This is a genomic window from Sulfitobacter maritimus (assembly GCF_013346665.1).
Classification (GTDB): Bacteria; Pseudomonadota; Alphaproteobacteria; order Rhodobacterales; family Rhodobacteraceae; genus Sulfitobacter; species Sulfitobacter maritimus.
Genome location: NZ_JABVBB010000019.1, coordinates 1 through 19,968, shown reverse-complemented (window position 1 = coordinate 19,968; position 19,968 = coordinate 1). Strand labels below are relative to the sequence as shown.

Annotated in this window: 19 protein-coding genes; 11 read left to right on the top strand and 8 right to left on the bottom strand. The window is 59.2% G+C overall.

What is annotated here, in order from left to right:
* Positions 1-12: 12 nt before the first annotated feature.
* Genes HTT03_RS01030 through HTT03_RS01015 form a run of 4 tightly spaced genes read left to right on the top strand, consistent with a single transcriptional unit; the run spans position 13 to position 3,447 of the window.
* Positions 13-576: a 3-hydroxyanthranilate 3,4-dioxygenase gene (locus HTT03_RS01030; protein ID WP_174858026.1), complete on the top strand. Its 564-nt coding sequence runs from the start codon at positions 13-15 to the stop codon at positions 574-576.
* Between the two features lie 37 nt (positions 577-613).
* The gene (locus HTT03_RS01025; protein WP_425506272.1) at positions 614-1,591 is read left to right on the top strand and encodes a TRAP transporter substrate-binding protein; all 978 of its coding nucleotides are present in this window, start codon (positions 614-616) and stop codon (positions 1,589-1,591) included.
* Positions 1,592-1,651: 60 nt separating this feature from the next.
* Positions 1,652-2,191 carry a TRAP transporter small permease gene (locus HTT03_RS01020; protein ID WP_174858024.1) on the top strand — a complete coding sequence of 180 codons (540 nt, stop codon included), beginning with the start codon at positions 1,652-1,654 and terminating at the stop codon, positions 2,189-2,191.
* Positions 2,188-3,447: a TRAP transporter large permease gene (locus tag HTT03_RS01015; protein WP_174858023.1), complete on the top strand. Its 1,260-nt coding sequence runs from the start codon at positions 2,188-2,190 to the stop codon at positions 3,445-3,447. Before HTT03_RS01020 ends, HTT03_RS01015 begins: the two co-directional genes overlap by 4 nt.
* A 35-nt stretch (positions 3,448-3,482) precedes the next feature.
* On the opposite strand, the gene fahA is transcribed toward HTT03_RS01015, so the two are convergent.
* From fahA to hmgA, 3 genes are read right to left on the bottom strand one after another with little or no spacing between them, the layout of a single operon-like run.
* Positions 3,483-4,733: a fumarylacetoacetase gene (gene fahA / locus HTT03_RS01010; RefSeq protein ID WP_174858022.1), complete on the bottom strand. Its 1,251-nt coding sequence runs from the start codon at positions 4,731-4,733 to the stop codon at positions 3,483-3,485.
* Between the two features lie 10 nt (positions 4,734-4,743).
* Positions 4,744-5,379: a maleylacetoacetate isomerase gene (gene maiA, locus HTT03_RS01005; protein ID WP_174858021.1), complete on the bottom strand. Its 636-nt coding sequence runs from the start codon at positions 5,377-5,379 to the stop codon at positions 4,744-4,746.
* A gap of 5 nt (positions 5,380-5,384) precedes the next feature.
* Positions 5,385-6,734, bottom strand: coding sequence for a homogentisate 1,2-dioxygenase (gene hmgA, locus HTT03_RS01000; RefSeq protein WP_174858020.1), 1,350 nt, complete (start codon positions 6,732-6,734; stop codon positions 5,385-5,387).
* Between the two features lie 151 nt (positions 6,735-6,885).
* Between hmgA and HTT03_RS00995 the strand changes: the two genes are divergently transcribed.
* Positions 6,886-7,362 (top strand): MarR family winged helix-turn-helix transcriptional regulator, encoded by a 477-nt coding sequence (locus tag HTT03_RS00995; RefSeq protein WP_174858019.1) that lies wholly within the window; start codon positions 6,886-6,888, stop codon positions 7,360-7,362.
* Here HTT03_RS00995 and HTT03_RS00990 read toward each other — a convergent pair.
* Positions 7,359-8,144 carry an IclR family transcriptional regulator gene (locus HTT03_RS00990; RefSeq protein ID WP_174858018.1) on the bottom strand — a complete coding sequence of 262 codons (786 nt, stop codon included), beginning with the start codon at positions 8,142-8,144 and terminating at the stop codon, positions 7,359-7,361. The genes HTT03_RS00995 and HTT03_RS00990 overlap by 4 nt on opposite strands.
* Before the next feature lie 122 nt (positions 8,145-8,266).
* Here HTT03_RS00990 and HTT03_RS00985 point away from each other — a divergent pair, with 122 nt between their 5' ends.
* The 4 genes from HTT03_RS00985 (at position 8,267) to HTT03_RS00970 (ending at position 14,715) form a co-directional block, all read left to right on the top strand.
* Positions 8,267-10,126, top strand: a complete 1,860-nt coding sequence (locus HTT03_RS00985; RefSeq protein ID WP_174858017.1) for a TRAP transporter permease — start codon at positions 8,267-8,269, stop codon at positions 10,124-10,126.
* A gap of 19 nt (positions 10,127-10,145) precedes the next feature.
* A complete protein-coding gene (locus HTT03_RS00980; RefSeq protein WP_174858016.1) occupies positions 10,146-11,177 on the top strand; it encodes a TAXI family TRAP transporter solute-binding subunit in 1,032 nt (343 codons plus the stop codon).
* Between the two features lie 76 nt (positions 11,178-11,253).
* Positions 11,254-12,882: an alkaline phosphatase family protein gene (locus HTT03_RS00975; RefSeq protein WP_174858015.1), complete on the top strand. Its 1,629-nt coding sequence runs from the start codon at positions 11,254-11,256 to the stop codon at positions 12,880-12,882.
* A 51-nt stretch (positions 12,883-12,933) separates the two neighbouring features.
* Positions 12,934-14,715 carry a SulP family inorganic anion transporter gene (locus HTT03_RS00970; protein WP_174858014.1) on the top strand — a complete coding sequence of 594 codons (1,782 nt, stop codon included), beginning with the start codon at positions 12,934-12,936 and terminating at the stop codon, positions 14,713-14,715.
* Between the two features lie 461 nt (positions 14,716-15,176).
* Here the strand turns inward: HTT03_RS00970 and rnk are convergent, their stop codons facing one another.
* Positions 15,177-15,611 carry a nucleoside diphosphate kinase regulator gene (gene rnk, locus HTT03_RS00965; protein ID WP_174858013.1) on the bottom strand — a complete coding sequence of 145 codons (435 nt, stop codon included), beginning with the start codon at positions 15,609-15,611 and terminating at the stop codon, positions 15,177-15,179.
* A gap of 66 nt (positions 15,612-15,677) precedes the next feature.
* A complete protein-coding gene (locus tag HTT03_RS00960) occupies positions 15,678-16,127 on the bottom strand; it encodes a hypothetical protein (protein ID WP_174858012.1) in 450 nt (149 codons plus the stop codon).
* Positions 16,128-16,492: 365 nt separating this feature from the next.
* On the opposite strand from HTT03_RS00960, the gene HTT03_RS00955 reads away from it, so the two are divergent.
* Positions 16,493-16,780, top strand: coding sequence for a hypothetical protein (locus tag HTT03_RS00955; protein WP_174858011.1), 288 nt, complete (start codon positions 16,493-16,495; stop codon positions 16,778-16,780).
* Between the two features lie 40 nt (positions 16,781-16,820).
* Here the strand turns inward: HTT03_RS00955 and HTT03_RS00950 are convergent, their stop codons facing one another.
* Both HTT03_RS00950 and HTT03_RS00945 read right to left on the bottom strand, forming a co-directional pair.
* The gene (locus HTT03_RS00950) at positions 16,821-17,399 is read right to left on the bottom strand and encodes a DUF1190 domain-containing protein (protein WP_174858010.1); all 579 of its coding nucleotides are present in this window, start codon (positions 17,397-17,399) and stop codon (positions 16,821-16,823) included.
* Between the two features lie 35 nt (positions 17,400-17,434).
* Positions 17,435-18,661 (bottom strand): glutathionylspermidine synthase family protein, encoded by a 1,227-nt coding sequence (locus HTT03_RS00945; protein ID WP_174858009.1) that lies wholly within the window; start codon positions 18,659-18,661, stop codon positions 17,435-17,437.
* A 139-nt stretch (positions 18,662-18,800) separates the two neighbouring features.
* Here HTT03_RS00945 and HTT03_RS00940 point away from each other — a divergent pair.
* A protein-coding gene (locus HTT03_RS00940) for an IS3 family transposase (RefSeq protein WP_174858008.1) occupies positions 18,801-19,930 on the top strand; the annotation gives its coding sequence in 2 pieces (ribosomal slippage) (positions 18,801-19,044 and positions 19,044-19,930; 1,131 coding nt in all).
* Positions 19,931-19,968 lie beyond the last annotated feature (38 nt).

Below are 19,968 nucleotides of genomic sequence, written 5' to 3'. Positions count from 1 at the left end.
ATGGGGACCACCATGACCAACCATCCTACGCTCAAGCCGTTCAACTTTAAGAAATGGGTCGAGGACAACGCTGACAAACTGCGCCCCCCGGTTGGCAATCAGTTGCTGCACAAGGAAGGCGATATGATTGTCATGGTCGTCGGCGGGCCGAACACCCGCGTGGATTTCCATGACGACCCGGTGGAAGAGTGGTTCTTTCAACAAAAGGGCGACATGATGCTGAAAATCGCAGACGGGGGCAAAATCTATGACGTCCCGGTACGTGAGGGCGAGGTTTTCATGCTGCCCCCGCATGTCCGCCACGCGCCACAACGCCCGCAAGAAGGCTCCATCGGGATCGTCGTCGAAGCGCCGCGCCAGCCGGGAATGACCGAAGGGTTTGAGTGGTATTGCTTTAATTGCGAGGGGTTGGTGCACCGCGAAGAGGTCACGCTCGATGGGCCGGAGGGGATCGTGACGGTGCTGCCGAAGCTCTACGACAAATTCCACAATTCGACCGAGGCGCGCACCTGTCCGAACTGTGGCGAGGTTCACCCCGGCAAAGGCAAGCCGCCCGCGGAGTGGGTCCAGCTTTAATCTACCATCGTCGATCAGGGAGGATACGATGAATATGATGACCAAAGCATTTGGCAGCATGGCCTTTGCCGCCGTTGCCGCGATGAGCGCGAGTTCTGTTCAGGCCGAGGAGTTCCGGCTTGGGTTGATCACCCCGCCGCCGCATATCTGGACCAAAGCCGCCGAGGCGTTCGGGGCCGAGCTGGCCGAGGCAAGCGATGGAGAGCACAGCGTCACCGTCTTTCCCGCCCGCCAGTTGGGCAATGAGGCCGAGATGTTGCAGCAGTTGCAAACAGGTGCGCTCGACATGGCGTTCATGACCGTGGCGGAAGTTTCGAACCGTGCGCCGGACTTTGGTGCATTCTACGCGCCCTTCTTGGCCGAGGACATCGACCATGCGGGGCGCATTCTGCGCAGCGACACGGCAACGGATATCCTGGAACAACTGCCTGCCGAAGTGGGCGTGGTCGGTGTTGCCTATGGCATGGCCGGGCTGCGCCAGATCGTGGCCAAGGGCGAAGTGAACTCCGTCGAAGATCTGGAGGGCCTGAAACTGCGCATCACGCCGTTTGATCCGATCCTTGATTTCTACAACGCGATTGGCGCGGCACCGACGCCGATGCCCCTGCCAGATGTCTATGACGCGCTGGCCAATGGGCAGGTCGACGCGATTGATATGGACGCCGAACTGATTTGGGTGCTCAAGTATTTCGAGCAAGCCGATACGGTGGTTCAGTCCAACCATATGATGTTCCCGATGGTGGGTCTCGTCTCTGGTCGGGTCTGGGCGCAGATGTCCGAGGAAGACCGTAAGCTGATCGGCGATCTGATGGCCAAACACGTCGACAGCACAATCGACAGCTATGTTGAAAAAGAGCAGGGCTGGCTTGATCAAGTGCGCGATGCAGGCACCAATTATGTCGAGGTGGATCAGGCGTTTTTCAACGATGCCGTAGGCGAATGGAATGCCATCTGGGCGGAGAAATCAACGCGTCTTGACGCGCTGCGCCAGACCGCAAACGATACGGCTGAGTAGGCAAAAACCTGAGCCGGGACGTCGATAGGACAGCCCCGGCCTTAGCTTGGAAGGGCGCGCATGATCTGGCGCATATCGGCAACTTGGGCGCGCTGCGAACTGGCTTTGGCCTCTGTGCTGGCGGCGGCGATTACCGTTTTGATCCTGCTGAATGTGGCCACGCGCAGCTTGGGTGCGGCGCTGTTTTGGGTGGATGAACTGGCGATCTATGCAATGGCATGGATGACCTTTCTGGGCGCATCGGCGGGGTTGCACTATGGCCATGCGGTTGCTGTAACGATTTTGACCGACAACCTGCGCGGCCCCCTGCGCCGGGTTGTGGCCAAGCTGGTAGACCTGATCATCTTGGGCTTTGCGCTGCTCATGCTGTGGTTTTGCTGGCGCTGGTTCTCTCCTTTGGAATTGGCGCGGCAGGGCTTCGACACCAAAGCGTTTCAAGCGGCAACCTTTAACTTTATCTATGCCGAACCGACCACCACGCTTGGGATCAAAAAGGTTTGGGTCTGGCTGGTGATGTGGGCCTTTGCTCTTGGTGCGACCCTGCATGGGTTGGCCCATGTGCTAAAACGGGGCGAGACACCGGAAGCGGAGGCCTCATGACCCCGTTTGTCTTTGCTTTCAAACTCCTGATCGCGGTGCCGGTCGCCCTTGTTCTGGCACTCACCGCGATCTGGTACATTTGGGAAAGCGGCAACACGGTGCTTTACGACAGCTTCGCGCAAAAGATGTTTGCGGGGTTGGAGAATTACGGGCTGCTGGCAATCCCGCTTTTCATGCTGACCGGCGAGATGATGAACGAAGGCGGCATGACGCGGCGTCTGATCAATGCGGCACGGGTCTTTGTTGGCGGGTTCCGGGGCGGGTTGGCCTATATCAACCTGCTGGCAAATATGTTCATGGCGGCGATTATCGGCTCTGCCACAGCGCAGATCGCCGTGATGGCGCGGGCAATGACACCCGAGATGGAGAGCGAAGGCTACTCGCGTGGCTTTGCTGCGGCGACCACAGCCGCGGGGGGGCTGCTCGCGCCTGTCATTCCGCCGTCGATGATGTTCGTCATCTATGGCGTTCTGGCGCAACTTCCCATCGGCGATATGTTCCTTGCGGGCATCCTTCCGGGTCTGATGCTCTTTGCCGCCTTTGCCGGGGTGATCTTTGTCATTGGCGTGATTGAGGGCTTTCCCAAAGGCAGATGGTTCACCGCACCGCAGGCCGTGGCGGCGCTTGTGTCCTGTTTGCCCGCGATGCTGATCCCCGCAGCTATCATCGGCGGCATCCTGTTTGGCATCGCCACGCCGACAGAGTCCGCGGCGATTGCGTCGCTCATCGCATTCCTTGTGGGTTGGTTGATCTACGGCGAGTTGAAGCCTCAGCGCATTTTCGGCCTATTCAGGCGCACTGCGATCAATGCCTCTATGGTGATTTTCATGATCGCGGCGGCGAATGTCTTTGGCTGGGTGATCATCTACGAAGCCCTGCCGCAAAAGCTCGCCGCGCTGATTACATCGATCACCAGCGATCCTTTCATGTTCCTGCTTATCGTCAATGTGATCTTGCTGCTTGTGGGCATGTTGATCGACGGGATCGCGGCGGTGATCCTGATCACGCCGATCTTGCTGCCAATCGCGATGAACGACTACAGCATCGACCCTTTCCACTTCGGCGTGGTGATGTGCTTGAACCTTGTCTTGGGGCTTTTGACACCGCCTGTCGGTGTGGGTCTCTACATCGCCTCTTCGATGAGCGGCGCACGGCCTGGGGAGATCCTGCGCTCGCTTTGGCCGTTCTTGCTGGCCGTGGCACTGATCCTCGTTCTGCTCAGCCGGTTTGAATGGCTGTCGACGGCGCTGATATAGCGCCGCCGAAGATTTTTAACGCCTGCTATCGGCGTTCAGTCGATTGCAGGTGCGGGGCGCAGGGTGCCTGCACAGTCGCCAAAGCCGATCTTATAGCCGTCGCCCTTCGCCGCACCGCGCAGCGTGAGCGTGTCGCCGTCCTCAAGGAAGGTCCGTGTCTCGCCGGTATCCAGCGTAAGAGGTTCCTTACCGCCCCAGCTGAGTTCCAAGAGACTGCCCCGGTTTTCCTTTTCGGGACCGGAGATCGTGCCGGAGCCCAGCAGATCGCCCACCCGCATCGGGCATCCGCTGGTGGTATGGTGGGTGAGCTGCTGCGCCGCTGAGTAGTACATTACATTGTAATTGGTGCGCGACAGGATCGTCTCGGACTTGCCTTCGGGGGCAAGAGCGACTTCGAGGTCGATGTCATAGAGCATCGGGCCGGGTTCTTGCAGATAGGGCAGAAGCTCTTTTTCCCGCGGCGGGGTGGAGGCACGGAAAGGCTCCAGCGCGTCCTTGGTGACGATCCAAGGGCTGATGGTGGTCGCTGTGGCCTTCGCCTGAAATGGTCCAAGCGGCTGGTATTCCCACGCCTGAATGTCGCGTGCGGACCAGTCGTTCAGCAGGACATAACCAAAGATCATGTCGTCGGCCTCCTGCACAGTGACACGGCCTTTCGAGGGTTTGCCGACGATGGCGCCCATCTCAAGCTCCAGATCAAAGCGTTTGGACGGGGCAAATACCGGCATTTCAGCGTCGGGGGCTTTTAGCTGCCCATTCGGTCGGGTCACATCGGTGCCGCTGACCACGACAGAGGAGGCACGGCCATTATAACCGATGGGGATATGCAGCCAGTTCGGCGGCAGCGCGTTGGCCGGATCGCGGAACAGGGAGCCGACGTTGAACGCATGATGCCGCCCAGCGTAAAAATCGGTAAACTCGGTGACGGTGAAGGGCATCTCCAATGTCGCATCGGCCATCGGCACCAGATGCGCCTGCAATGTGGCTTGCTCGGATGCGCCTTCGGCCAGAACGGAGGTCAGATGGGCGCGAAAGCTGCGCCAGACGTCCGCCCCGAGCGCCATGAAATCGTTCCAGGTGCCACGGGCAAAGACTGCCTTGGCGGGCAGATCGAGCAGGCCCGCTTCTTCCAAAGCTGTCACGTCGAGAATTTGGTCTCCGATGGCGACGCCTGCATGCAGGTCGCTGCCAGCGACATGGAACGCGCCGTAGGGCAGGTTGTTCAGGGGAAAGTCGGTCTCGGCAGTATTGGCGCTTTCGACCCATGAGCGCATGAGTTGTGTCATATCGTGTCCTTCATTTGGCGTCTGGCTGATTTTCGGGGCGCGCGGCGTCAAAGGCCGGGAGGCGCAAGGCCTGCTGTTCGATGTCGAGCAGCCGCGCGAAGGGGGTCATGTCGACCCCCCAACGGTGAGCATTGTAAAGCTGCGGAATGAGGCAAAGGTCGCAAAGCAGGGGGACATCCGCGAAGCTGAACGACGGGCCGTCTGGCAACAGCGCTTGATAGGCGTGCAGCCCTTCCGTCATCCAATGGCGCATCCATGCTGTCCCCTCATCCGCAGTCAGCCCATGTTGGGTTTTCAGGTGGCTGACGACTTTGAGGTTGTTGATCGGATGAATGTCCGTCGCGATGACCTGTGCGGCGGCCAGCACCTGCGCCCGCTGAAACGCAGGCTCAGGCAGAAGGGCCGGATCGGGGGCGATCTCATCTAGATAGGACATGATCGCCAACGACTGGGTTAGTGCCCTACCGTCTTCAAGGAGCAGGGTCGGCACCCCTTTGATCGGGTTTTTGGCAACATAGTCCGGGGCGCGTTGCTCCCCGGCGACGAGATCCACCGGGACCACCCGGTAGGGCAGCCCCTTGAGGTTCAGCGTCACCCGCACGCGGTAGGCTGTGGTCGAGCGCCAGTAGGAATAAAGCGTTAGCATCGCGATTATTTCTTACCGGGCGTGCCGTCGAACTTCTTTTCCATATCCGCCCAGCAGTCGATGTAGTCGTCCTGAAGCGGTGCCTCTTTCCCGGCGAATTGGGTCAGTTGCTGCGGAAAGCGGGTCTCGAACATGAAAGACATGGTATTGTCCAACTTCTCCGGCCCGAGGTTGGCGTTCGAGGCTTTCTCGAAAGCGTTGCGGTCCGGCCCATGCGGCAGCATCATGTTGTGGAGGCTCACCCCGCCCGGCACGAACCCCTGTGGTTTCGCATCGTACTCGCCATAGATATTGCCCATCAGTTCGGACATGATGTTCTTGTGATACCAAGGCGGGCGGAAGGTGTTTTCGGCCACCATCCAGCGCTCGCGGAACAGCACGAAATCAATATTCGCCGTACCCTCCTGACCCGAGGGCGCGGTCAGCACGGTAAAGATCGAGGGGTCGGGGTGGTCAAACAGGATCGCGCCGACGGGGCAGTAGTTGCGCAGGTCGTATTTATAGGGGGCATAATTGCCGTGCCACGCGACCACGTCGAGCGGGCTTTGCCCGATCTTTGTCTCATGGAACTGACCGCACCATTTGACGGTAACGGTCGACGGCACTTCGCGGTCTTCATAGGCCGCCACCGGCGCTTTGAAATCACGCGGATTGGCCATGCAATTCGCACCGATCGGGCCGCGGCCGGGGAGTTCAAACTTCTGGCCGTAGTTTTCGCAAACAAACCCGCGCGCCGGACCGTCGAGCAGCTCGACCCGGTAGACAAGGCCGCGCGGCAGGATGGCGATTTCCTTGGGCTCTACGTCGATGATGCCCAACTCGGTCGCAAACCGCAGGCGACCCTCCTGCGGGACGACGAGCATCTCGCTGTCGGCAGAGAAGAAATAGGCGTCCTGCATGGACTCGGTGACCAGATAGATATGCGTGGCCATGCCCACTTGGGTATGCACATCGCCCGCCGTGGTCATGGTGCGCATGCCAGTGAGCCAGGTCAGCGACTCATCCGTATGCGGCACAGGGTCCCAGCGGTATTGGCCAAGGCTGGTCACATCGGGGTGAATATCGGGTGCAGAACGGAAATAGGGCAGGTCGATCTTTTCATAACGGTGGCTGTGTTTGACCGAAGGCCGAATGCGATAGCACCAAGTGCGCTCGGGCCGGACATCGGTAAACGCGGTGCCCGACAGCTGCTCGCCATAAAGGCCGTAGTTGCATTTTTGCGGGCTGTTCATGCCTTGGGGCAGAGCACCGGGGAGCGCTTCGGTTTCGAAATCATTGCCGAATCCGGGCATATAGCCGGGGGTGATCGTCTCACCCTTGGCTTGGATCAAAGAGCTTTTGCCAGTGTCTGTCATGGTTTTCCCTTCCCTCGATGCTGCTGCGTGTCAGCCATAAACTAGGCCCGACTCGCCGTTTGAGAATCGTTTCACTTGCAACGAATAGCCAGCCGTGGGACAATCCGTCAAGAACATTTCATTTGCAACGATCAAGAACGAGCAGCTTCAGATGGCATCGGATGACTTCAACCTGTCGGATTTTCTGCCCTACAGACTGTCTGTATTGGCCGCGCGCATGAGCAAAAAGCTGTCGAAAGTTTACGGCGACACCTACGGTCTCTCGACCCCGGAATGGCGGGTTCTGGCGCATGTGGCGCACCGCGAAAAAATGTCGGTGCGTGAAATCCGCGACAGTGTTTCCCTCGACAAACCAAGCGTTAGTCGGGCCGTATCAAAGCTTGAAAAGGCCGGCCTTCTTGCCAAGTCGATCTGCAGCAGAGACCATCGTTTGGTTGAGATCGAAGTGACCGAAAAGGGGCTGGAGGTCTTTCACCAGATCGCGCCTGAGGCTTTGGCGTTCGAAGCTGCGGTCTTGAGCAGCTTCAGCGCAAAAGAGCGACAGCAACTGGACGATCTGCTAACCCGATTGCAGGGTGTTGTGGACGAACAGACCGGCGAGGTCTGCGCGGTGGATCAACCGAATTAACCCAGATTGGCGGCGTAGAGCTTACCAATTTCCTGTGCCGTCGCGTTCAGTTTATCCAAATGCGCTTTGGCAACGCTGGCGACGCTGTGCTGTTCGGCCAGCCAGATCAGGCTGACCGCGCCGACGATGTGACCCGGCGAGCCGATGGCGACCGCGATCGCGCTTGGGATGCCGCCATAATCCACCGCCCGCCCCCAATAGCCGTCCTCTCTCGTGGCGAAACCCTGCGCACGCACCTCGCGCAGTTTGGCGGGCAGGGCCAAGGCGGCGGCACGGTCCTTGCCTGTGGTGTGGACGGCCAATCGGGCGGAGTATTCGGCTTCCTGCTCTGGCTCTAATGCAGCGAGAAAGGCGCAGCCCAAGGCAGAACGAAAAGGCGAGGGCCTGTAGCCAATGCAGTCCGGGAAGATCCCATGTTCTGAGAAGGTCCGCGTTGTATCGACGATCTCAACCCGCCCGTTGCCGATTGGCGCGGCAAGGTCCACGCCGAGTCCGGTCGCGTCCGTGAGGGCGAGGATTGCAGAGGCGCCAGCTTCGACCAAAGAATCTATCGAATCAGGGTGGGAGTTCACCCGCGGAAAACGGGAGCCAACCCGATAGCGGCTGTCACTTCTGCTTTGGGTGAGCCAGCGTTGTTGGACCAAAGTGGCGCAGATCCGCAAGATTGTCGGCTTAGGCAATCCGGTCCGCTCAGCCAGAAAGGCCAAAGAACACACGCCATTGCTAGAGATCACTTCAAGAATGCTGAGGCCGCGTTCAACAGAACGATTTAATTTCGTCATAGCGTTCCACCTAGTGAAATCCATATTGGACCGTCAAGGGTTCGCTGTCTAGTTTTTGCGAAATCGCGGTAAGGTCGGAGGAGACCTGAACCGGACGCCGCATTCGGAGGAGATGAGGACCGATGCAAAATCTGCTTTCAAAATCCGTGACCGGATTGAACCTTGCGCTATCGGCTCTGATTATTGCTGTCGTCTTTTACGTCTCCGTCTTTGGCGTGTTCAGTGAGTCCTATCTGCGCGTGGGGATGCTGTTGGTCGGGGGGCTGCTGATCTTGCTGACCCAGATGGAAAGCCGCCACGCTGTCGCCGGGAAACCTTTGGCCCTGCTTACGGCAGCCTTCCTCGGCGTTTCAGTTTTCCAATACTTCCGCGCAGCAGCAGAGATTGAAACCGGGCTCTATTTCCTGACGTCCACTGACATATGGCTCGGCACATTGGGCCTGATCGCGGTGATTGAACTCACGCGGCGGTCTGTGGGCATGGTGATGGCAACTGTGGCGGCGCTTGTGCTGCTCTACGGGGCCTTTGGGCAATATGCGCCGGGATTCATGCGCCATGCGGGCATGACCTCTGAGGAATTGATTCAGGTTCTGTGGTATTCCTTCGACGGGGTATTTGGCCGACCGATGGCGACGGTGGTTTCGACCATCCTGATCTTTATCGTTTTCGGTGCTTTCCTTGAGTTTCTGACGATCGACCGGGTGCTTGTGAAGCTGGCTCTTGCGGCGACGGGGCGTGTCCGGTCGGGGCCAGCGGCGGCGGCGACCATTGCGAGCGGGCTGTTCGGCACGATCTCTGGCAGTGCCGTGGCCAATGTCGTCGGCACCGGAGTCATTACGATCCCGCTGATCAAGAAACGCGGGTTCAAAGCCCATTTTGCTGGCGCGGTCGAAGCCGCGGCCTCAAGCGGGGGGCAGATCACGCCGCCGATCATGGGGGCCGTGGCCTTTATCATGGCCGATGTCACCGGGGAGCCTTACCTCACCATCTGCGCCGCCGCTGCCGTTCCGGCGATCTTGTACTACGCGGGGTTGTTCATGGCGACCTCTAGCGCCGCGCGGGGCATGGATTTGGATGTGTCCGAACAGCCAAAGCTCAGCTTCGTTTGGCGTGAGCTTGCGCAGATCATCGTCTTTATGCTGTCGCTGACCGCCATTGTCGTTGCCATGGTGGGTGGCTCTTCCCCGGCCTATGCGGGCTTTATTGGTGTGGCCTTTGCGGTTGTACTCGGCTTCGCGATCAAGCCCGGACTGCTGACCGATGTGCCTTCTTGGATCAGGTTCATTCGTTCGGCGGGGCTGATCTCGGCCCAGCTTGTGGTGATCGTGGGCGCGGTTGGTATCATCATCGGCATCTTGAACCTGACCGGAGTCGGGCTGCGCTTTGCGTCGCTGGTATCGAGCTATGCCGATGGCCAATTGGCGATATCCCTGCTGCTCATGGCGGTGGCGTGCTTGCTGTTGGGCATGGGGATGCCCACGGTGCCTGCCTATCTGATCATCGTGTTGGTCATGGGGCCTGCGCTACAGCGGCTTGGCGTGCCGATCATCCATACGCATATGTTCGTGCTCTATTTTGGTGTGCTGTCGGCGGTCACGCCGCCTGTGGCCCTTGCGGCCTTTGCCGCCGCGCCCATTGCCGGGGCCGGTGCCATGCGCACGGCGATTGAAGCGTCACGGCTGGCGATGCCCGGTTTTGTGATTCCCTTTGCCTTTATCTACCAACCGGCCATGCTGCTGGGAACAGGCTATCCGCTCGCGGAATCGGCGCAGTCGATCCTGTTCGTCACCCTGGCGGTGCTGCATATTTCGCGCGCTTGCTACCCCGCAAAAGGCAAGGCGCGCTATGCGCCCTTGGGCCTCGCTATTGCCTTTGCGCTGTTGTTTTTCGGACCCCTCGTGTCGTGGATTGCCGTGGCAGCCACCGTAGCGCTTTGGTCCGCCGTTCGGTTCGGGTCATTCCTGACACCCGAAGTTTCTTAATCCAGAGGAGGACTAACCAATGACCAATTCAACCTTCACGCGCCGTGGATTTCTCGGCACCGCCGCAGGTGCGGCCACGCTTGCTGCTCTGCCGGGTGGGGCCTTCGCGAAAGATATCCTGCGCATGTCGACGCTCGGGCCCGGCACCAGCCCGAACCTCGTGATGACTACGTTTGCGAATATCGTGAACGGTGCGTTGCCGGATTATGAAATCCAGCTGAATGCGACCGGCGCGGCCACGCGCCATGTGCTTGAAGTGGCGATGGGGCGCAGCGATTTTTGCATGTCTTCGCCGGTTATCCATTCGCTGATGCGCCGTCAGGCGGCGATGTATGAGAAGATCGAACAGGCACCGGAACTGGTCAACAACCTGCGCACCGTGCTGAACTTCCCGATGGGGGTCTATCACATCGCGGTTTACGACTCCTCTGGCATCACATCGATGGACCAGATCGCCGGCAAACGCGTCTTCCTCGGCCCCCCCGGCGGCGCGGCCTACACCACCATGGCGCGTCTGTTCAAAGCCGTGGCCGGTTTGGAAGAAGGCACCGATTACGAAGCGGTCAAGCTCGGCTGGGACGCGGCAGCGGCGGCCTTCCAAGACGGTAACATTGACGTCTACTGCAACCCGACCAACGCACCGAGCCCCGCACTGACCCAGATCGCAGTGACCAACAAGATCCGCTTCCTTGGTATCCCTGCTGATGCGCTTGAATCAGAGGGTGTTCAGGCGCTCGTGGGTCGCCCCGGTTTCAGTGCGGCAACCCTGCCTGCGGGCATCTATGGTGACAATCAGGTGAACGATGAAGACGTCACGACATTGGGCGTCACTGTTGGGATCGTCACCAACAAGGACGCGGATGAGGAGATGGTCTATCAGATGACCAAGGCCTTCTATGAAGGCGTCAAAGAGGCGGGCGAAAGTGCGCCTTGGCTGCGGGCAATCACGCCAGAGGGTGCTGTTCAGGACATCAACCTGCCACTGCACCCCGGCGCTTTGCGTGCCTTGACCGAACTGGGTGTCGAAATCCCTGACGCGGCAAAAGCCTAAAAACATTGACCGGGGCATAATCAGCCCCGGTCCCCCCCTGCTACAGCCTGAATACTTCTCGGACCCGGACGCCATCATGACAAAAAACGTGCTCTTCATCATGTGTGATCAACTGCGATGGGATTACCTGTCCTGCGCAGGGCATCCGGGGCTTGATACGCCGCATATCGACGCGCTGGCCAAGCGCGGCGTGCGGTTTGACCGCGCCTATGTGCAATCCACGATCTGCGGCCCCTCGCGCATGTCTTTCTATACAGGGCGCTACGTCAGCTCGCATGGGTCGACGTGGAATAACGTGCCGCTGAAAGTGGGCGAAATGACTTTGGGCGACCATCTGCGCCCTCTCGGCGTGCGGACAGCGCTCTGCGGGAAGACCCATATGAGTGCGGATGCGGAAGGCATGAAGCGGCTAGGCCTCTCGCCCGACAGCACCATCGGCGCGCTGGTGTCTGAATGTGGCTTTGAGCCCTATGAGCGTGATGACGGGCTGCACCCAAGCACGGCCTATGGCAAGCGCAACAAAGCCTATGACGCCTACATGAAAGAACGCGGCTGGGAGGACGAAAACCCTTGGGACAGTGTCGCCAACAGCGGTGAAGACGAAGACGGGAACATCCTGAGCGGTTGGTTCCTCGATAATTCGGACCTGAAGGCCCGCGCGTCGGACGAGGAAAGCGAAACCCCCTATATCACCCGCCGTGCGATGGATTTCATCGAAGAGGCTGGCGACACACCTTGGTGTCTGCATCTGAGCTATATCAAACCGCATTGGCCCTATATCGTCCCTGCGCCCTACCACGACATGTACCCGCCTGAGACCCATCAGCCGGTGCTGCGCAGCGAGGCCGAAAAGTCAGACCCGCATCCGGTCTTTGGCGCTTTCATGGAAGAACGTGTGTCCAAAGCCTTTACCAATGACGTCACCCGGACCAAGGTGATCGGTGCCTACATGGGGCTGATCAAACAGATCGACGATCAGATGGGCGAGTTGATGGCGTTTCTCGACGCCAAAGGCCTGACCGATGAGACGATGATCGTCTTCACCTCGGACCACGGCGACTATCTAGGCGATCACTGGCTGGGCGAGAAAGAACTGTTCCACGATCCTTCGGCACGGATTCCGTTGATCGTTGTCGACCCCAGCGAAGAGGCGGATGCCACACGCGGCACGGTTTCGAACGCGCTGGTCGAGGCGATCGATGTGGTGCCGACCATTCTTGATTATTTCGGTGGTGCTGCGGTCCCGCATATTATCGAAGGCAAGTCCCTGCGCCCGCTCATGCAGGGCAAGGCGGACAGCCTGCGCGATTTCGTCGTCTCTGAATATGACTACTCCTTCCGGCAGGCGCGCCGTCGTCTGGGCGTGAGCGTTGCCGAAGCGAAACTGACAATGCTTTTCGATGGGCGTTGGAAATACGTCTTTGCTGAAGGGTTCCGCCCGATGCTGTTTGACTTGCAGACCGATCCGGATGAGTTCAACGATCTGGGGAATGATCCGCAATATGGGCAGGAGTGTGAACGCCTGCAAAAACTGTTCTTTCAATGGACCCGCCGCATCAGCCAGCGCACCACGATGTCCGACGCCGAAATCGAACGGCGCGGGCGGGATCTGAACGAAGCGAGGGCGGGTGTGCTGATCGGCTTTCCGACGGAGGCCGACCTTGAAGCTGCCTTTGCAGCGGCGGGTGCCAAACCGAAGGGCTAACCATTCCTCGCGCTGACAGCAGAACCTCAGACACAGGTTCGGGAGAAGCATATGCATCAGCGGTTAACCGCGTTGTTCTCGGCGCTTAGCCCGGCGCGACCTTGGTTCAAACAGGTTGATCGCAACACGGTCAAGGCTGATGCTGTAGCCGGTCTTTCGAATGCGGCGGTGGTTTTGCCGCAGGGGGTGGCCTTTGCCATTATCGCCGGTCTGCCGCCGGAATTCGGGCTGTTCACCGCTGTCGTCGTATCGCTGATTGCCGGCATCTGGGGGTCGTCGATGATCATGGTGTCGGGGCCGACAACGGCGATCTCGGCTGTGGTCTTTGGCTCGATGTCGCAATTCGCGGTGCCGGGGTCTGACGACTACATCGCGATGGTGTTGTCTCTGACCCTGATGGTGGGGATGATCCAGATCATTGCTGGCGTGTTTAAGCTCGGCGGGTTGATCTCCTTTATCTCGCACTCGGTTCTGATCGGGTTTACCGCCGCCGCTGCTTTTTTGATCGCGGCCAGCCAATTGAACGGCGCGCTCGGCCTGGCCAAAGGGGCGGGGGGCGGTGTTTTTGAGCGGGTGTTTCATGCGGCTGAGAACATCGGCGGAGTGAATGCAACGGCGCTTCTTATCTCAGCGGCGACGATCCTCACCCTTATCCTGCTGTCACGTTTCAGCAAGAAAATGCCCTCCTATATCATCGCTTTGGCCGTCGGGACGGGGGCCGCTTGGGTGCTGGATGCGCCTGCGCAGGGCGTCGCGATGTTCTCTCCGCTGACCTCCATCGTGCCGTCCTTCGGCGCGCCTGAGATGTCCTATGAGATTTTAACGGAGCTTTTGCCCGTCGCGGCGACCGTCGCCTTTGTCGGTCTGCTCGAAGCGATTTCCATCGGGCGTTCTTTCGCACTCCGGCGCGATGAGCCTTACGACTCCAGTCAAGAGATGGTCGGGCAGGGGCTGTCCAACGCGGTGGGGTCGTTCTTTCAGTGCTACGCCGGGTCCGGCTCCTTCACGCGGTCCGGTTTGAACGCGGATGCGGGCGCGCAAACTCCGCTGTCGACGATTTTCGCGGCGGGGTTCTTGGTGATCCTGCTCTTCGTGCTCGCGCCCTATCTGGAGTTTGTCCCGGTTCCGGCGATGGCGGGGGTGATCCTTTTCGTATCGTACCGGCTTATCAACTTTCATGAGATCCGCCATATCCTGACCTCGAACAAGAGCGAGACAGCCATTTTGGCCGCGACATTTCTGACCGGGGTTTTTACCGAGTTGGACCTCGCCATTGTCATCGGCGTGATCACATCGCTTTGCGTCTTTCTTTACGACAGCGCACACCCCATCGTCGCGGTCGGCTCCCCGACAGAGATCAACGGCAGGCGGGTGTTTAAAAACGCGGCAAACTACGGGCTGCCGGAATGTCCGCAGATTTCTGTCATCCGGGTCGATGGGCCGCTGTTCTTTGCCTCGGTCGAGAACGTGGAACAGCAGTTCAGGCAGGTGGAGGAGCGCAGCTCGATTCCCAAGACAAAACTGATGGGGTTGAAAGGTCTTTGGAAGATTGATCTGTCAGGCGCAGGGTTGCTGTTGAAAGAGATCAGGCGCGCGCGCAGGGCGGGGGCCGATTTTCACATCTTCACCACCAACGCGCCCGCATTGCGCATCATGCGACAGTTGCATGTGTTCGACGAGCTTGGCGAAGACAACATGCATAACAATAAGGGCGAAGCGATTGCCGCCGCCGTCAAAGCTGCCGATGACGACATTTGCCGGGGCTGTGAACTGAGGATTTTTATGGAATGTGCGACAAAGCCCGGGCCGGAAAAGAAGCCGTCGCAGGGTTGAGCGCAGGCGGCAGTGGGTGGCCACCTTGGAGGGTCCACCCAGATTGAGCCGCAGCCCGCTATGCCGCGAGACGCGACGGGCGCTGTGTGCGGCAGCCAGTTATGCCGCGAGACGCGACGGGCGCTGCGTGCGGCATGTCGCGCAGGTAAGGGCTGCCGCCCCCTGAAGCGGTATCGGTGCATCACAGCGGCGACATCTGACGGATCTTACCGCCAGCGTTTCGGCGAACTGATACCGGCAACTGGGGCAGCGCCCGGCGGCAGCGCGGGGGATCGTGGCGCTGCAAGAAGGGCATTTATGGGGAAGATGAAAGGTCACGGCGGTTCTCCGGCTTGGAATTAGATTTGCCGACGGATCGGCGACGATCATCCCGGACGGTGCGCCATGCTGTTCACAGCAGGATATCACACCCCCCGGGCCGCGCATGGTTCTTGCGCGCCCTCAACTTCGCATCTCTCACGTCAGGCCCCCTGTAGCGCTTCGTGGTCTGCCGGGAAGACTTTGAGGATTTTCAATTCGCGCCGATGCCCGTCGCGGGTTTCCCAGTGGAACACGGCGTCTTCGGCCAAGCCGATCAGCGCCACGCCGAGCGGGGTCATGACCGAGATGCGCTCGTTGGAAATATCCGCGTCCTGCGGAAAAACGAGCGTGATCGTATGATCCTTTTCAGCGGTCTCATCCCGGTAGGTGACCTTGCGCCCGATATCGACAATATCAGGCCGCAGTCGCGCCGGGGTGACAATGCGCGCGCGTCCCAGTTCTTCGACGAGTTGTTCCGCCAAGTCTGGGTTGCGGCGCATCATGCCTTCGGAAAGCGCCTCAAGCTCCGCCAGCCGCGTGCTGCTAAGAACGATCTTTGGGCGACGGGGCCTGCGGGCTTTGGTGGGGGTAGACATGGAGGAACTCCTTTGGTCGGAAATTACAAGTCGGGAAGGCGGTGACGATGCGCTGGCTGCGCCGGATCAAGCGCCGCCCACGTCCAGCACAACGAGGGTGTCAATCCACCCATCCTCGCGCAGGAGCGGTACTCTTTGCTGCTTTTGCATCCCCAACATCGTTGCCCCCAGAAAGGAGGTTACAGGGATGCAGCTCACGTCATCGCTTTGGACCATTGTCAGCAGGCCGCTTCGGGCTTTGCCGCCAGCGGTCATGTAAGACACGTAGCGTCCAGCCACCACGAGGCTTTTGGGGGCCGGTTCGAGCGCAGGTCGTGCCAGACGCAGCTTATGGCGCAGGAAGCCTTCGATCAGCGTTGGGTTTGGACATTCCGCCGTGAGCCCGAGGCTGAGCAACCGTTCGATCCCAATCCGGTCGGCTTGGGTCAGTTGAAAACGGCCCCGGAGCGGCGGGGATTTGAAGGATGGCTGATATGTACTGCCCGCAGGCAGGTGCATCGAATTGGTGATATACATGGTCGTCCCCCGTGGAAGGATCGCAGTCTCAATGAAAGGTTTGAGATGGCCCCGGGGGTTGAAGATACGCCTAAGCGTGCGCCACCCGGGGACGGGGGCGGTTCAGAAGCAGAAACCGAAAATGATTCTCATGCGTAACCATAGGGCAAGCCTACCCTGTATCCCTAGACTGTCAATGCGCCTTTGCCGCTGATCATCCTTGTGGACCGCATTCAGGTGATTGCTCGGCGGTTTCATGCCCGACGCATCGCGCTACGTCATTTTGTGCGGGCTTTGACGCGAGGTCAGCCCGTGCGGCGCGCATGGTTCTGTTCATAAATGTTTCTACGCGAAAATAGCGTTTGCGACAGAATGAAAGTGCGCCCATGCAGGTTTGGAATATAGCGATCACGTCCCCCACAGGCACCTTTGATGCCACGCTCAATATCGATGCAGCGCAATCTCCGCCCGTCGGGGAAATGCGCGCGAAGAACGGGTCGGGCCCGATGCTCAATCTGACGTTTGGATCAGACACCATTGAATGGGCCACCAAGATAGAGCGGCCTATGCCAATGAAGCTTGTGTTCAAAGGCAATCACGAAGAGCAGAGCATGTCAGGCACGGTCAAATTCGGTATTTTTGCATCGGGGACGTTTACCGGAATGCGAGCCTAGGCCTGCGATCAAAAGCCTGCGGTGCGGGCGGAGAAATACCCTAGCCGCCAAATCCGCGTGAGCCGCCAGTTCGGCCAAACCCACCCCGAGAGGCCGCCGTCGCGCGGGTCATTGGCGTTTTCCCGACTGTGCTGGCAGGGCGCGTGAACTGCGATGTGCTGAGTTTGGCCGCGCCTCGGTTTGTTGAAAAACTGCTGGAGCGTGCAGCATTGGTGAAACGTCCGTCTGCGGTCTTGTAGAGCGGTTGGGCCGCCGACATGCCGGAACGGCCGCCCATCATATTGCCGATCAGATAGCCCGCCAACAGCGGCATGAAGATCCGACTTGAGCCGCCCTGCGTTGCCGCCTCCTCTGTGCTACAGGCGTCCGGACCGTGCTGCTCTTCGCAAACCTCAAGACTGTCATAGCGCGGTGCCGCTTCGACATGCAGCGTTTGCGCTTCGGCGAATGCGGTCTCGCAGTCGTCTTTGCTGAAGATGCTGTTCTCTGAGGTTTCGGCCAAACAGCTTTGCAAGTCGGGAAAGGCTGCCGCATCGACCTTTTCCTCCTTACAACCCGCGAGGGTAAAGGCGGTGGCACCTACGATGGCGATGGAAACATGTCTGGAGCGTTTGGTCATATCTAGGCCTTTCGGCAAGCTGGGATTAGGGCGCATTAGGGCTTTATGTAGTGCGGCTTGAAGCGGGACAAATCTTGCGTGATGCGCGAACAGTCCTCGCGGATGCCGATTCCGGCGCAGGTCTGGCCAACGATCCATGCCCCCACCACAGGATGAAAGCCATCCAAGGTGGGCAGCGGCGCATAGGCTTGGATGATCCGAGGGTGCTGAGCATAGTCAGTGTTGGTTGATGTCTCGACGACTTCCCCAGCCTGATGGATAGAAACCGATGCACCCTCGCGCGACAGGATCGGCTTGCGCACATGGGCCTCTGCCAAACGCGCGGCGGCACGGTCAAATGCGGCTGCAGCCCGTTCAGAGGCCGCCCCACGACCAGCAAGCGCCTCGCCAACCTCTGCTTCGAAAAACGCGGGCAGCAAGTTCGGGTGGCCTTCAAACATCTGCCACAGGACAGGCAAAAGCCCCTTGTTGGACAGCAGCGCCTTCCACGCAGGTTCGAGAAAGAGACAGCCTGACCCTGCGATATGCGCAGCGTAGTCGTCTCGCAGCAAGTCCTCCCAAGGGTAGAGCTTGAACAGGACAGCGATACGGCGGTCTTGGTCATCGAGAAACTGGCCGTCATCACTGAGCGCAATTTTATCAAGATCGCAATAATGCGCGCCCAACCCGGCCTCACGCGCGGCCCAGCCCATCGCCTCGACCGTGCCATAGTCTTCGGGGCTGTCCGCGACGGCAGTGAAATGCAAATCGCTGTCCGGCTCGAACACTTCTGCAAAACGGGCGACCAAGGCCTCGTGGATGCCGTTGAACTGATCCGCCCCCTCCGGCAGAACACCTGCTTTAAGCTGGTCCTCCAGCCACTGCCATTGAAAAGCCGCGCTTTCATAAAGCGATGTGGGCGTGTCGGCGTTGTATTCTAGCAGCTTTGCTGGCCCGTCACCGTCATATGCGAAGTCAAACCGCCCATAAATCTCGGGATCGCCCTCGCGCCAGCTTGCCGCGACAAGATCACGGTGTGCCTCAGGAATGGCGAGACAGTCCATTAACTCTTCGCTCGCAATAATCTCCGCCACCGCGTCGCGGCACATCGCGTGCAGTTCGGTCGCCGGGTCTTCGAGATCGTTCTCAATCTGCTCAAGCGTGAAAGCATAGGCCGAGGTTTCGTCCCAATAGGGTTCGCCATGCATATCAGCAAAGGAAAAGCCGACGTCCTGAGCGTGCTCGCGCCAGTTCGGGCGCTCAGGCAGAGTGATCTTTTGCAATTGTCCGCTCCCAAGCAGTTTCGTTCGCTTCTAAACGGGTTTGCCTTGGGCAGCTAGGGGAGGAGCCGCAGAGATTTGGACCTGTCGCAGTTTGATGCCGCTCCTTTGATAGCATTTACTGCAACAAAGGAGATGAACTATGGGACTGAAACGGACGGACGAATTCCGCCAGGATGCGGTGCGTATCGCACTGACGAGTGGGCTGACGCGCAAGCAGGTGGCTGACGATCTGGGTGTTGGCATGTCGACGCTTAACAAATGGATCACCGCGCACCGAGGCACAGACGTGGTGTCGAAAGAGGATTTGAGCCTCGCCCAAGAGAATGAGCGACTTCGGCGCGAGAACCGTCTTCTCAAGGAGGAGAGGGAAATCCTAAAAAAGGCCACCCAGTTCTTTGCGGGCCTAAAGCAATGAGATTTAGGTTTGTCGAGGAACACCGGAGCCACTTCCCCGTGAACCGCTTGTGTCACGTTGTCGGTGTCAGTTCGCGCGGTTTGCGAGCATTCCGAAGCCGTCCTGCCAGCCGCAGACAGCGGTCTGATCTGGTCACCTTGGCGCACATCAAAGAACAATCCCGTCTCAGCCTGGGCAGCTATGGCAGGCCGCGCATGACAGAAGAACTGAAGGAGATCGGCCTGAATATCGGTCACCGCCGTGTGGGTCGTTTGATGCGCCAGAACGGCATATCCGTGGTGCGAACCCGTAAACACAAGGTGACGACAGACAGTGATCACAAGTTCAATATTGCGCCAAACCTGCTGGACCGGGATTTTATGGCTGACCAACCGAACCAGAAATGGGCCGGTGACATCAGCTATGTCTGGACGCGTGAGGGATGGCTGTATTTGGCTGTCATCCTCGACCTGCATTCAAGGCGCGTGATCGGCTGGGCGGTCAGCAACCGTATGAAACGAGACTTGGCAATACGGGCTTTGAAGATGGCAATTGCGTTCAGGGCACCGCCCAAGAGCTGCATCCACCATACGGATCGCGGGTCGCAATATTGTTCGCACGACTACCAGAAACTTCTGCGCCAGCAAGGCTTCAAGGTGTCGATGTCTGGCAAGGGCAATTGTTACGACAATGCTGTCGTCGAGACCTTCTTCAAAACCATCAAAGCTGAACTCATTTGGCGCAGGTCATGGGAAACACGGCGGCAAGCTGAGATGGCGATCTTTGAATACATCAACGGCTTCTACAACCCACGGCGACGCCACTCAGCACTGGGCTGGAAAAGCCCCGTCGCCTTCGAACGGAAAGTGGCTTAAACGAGCACTTGGGGCGGCACGAAAGCGGGACAGGTCCA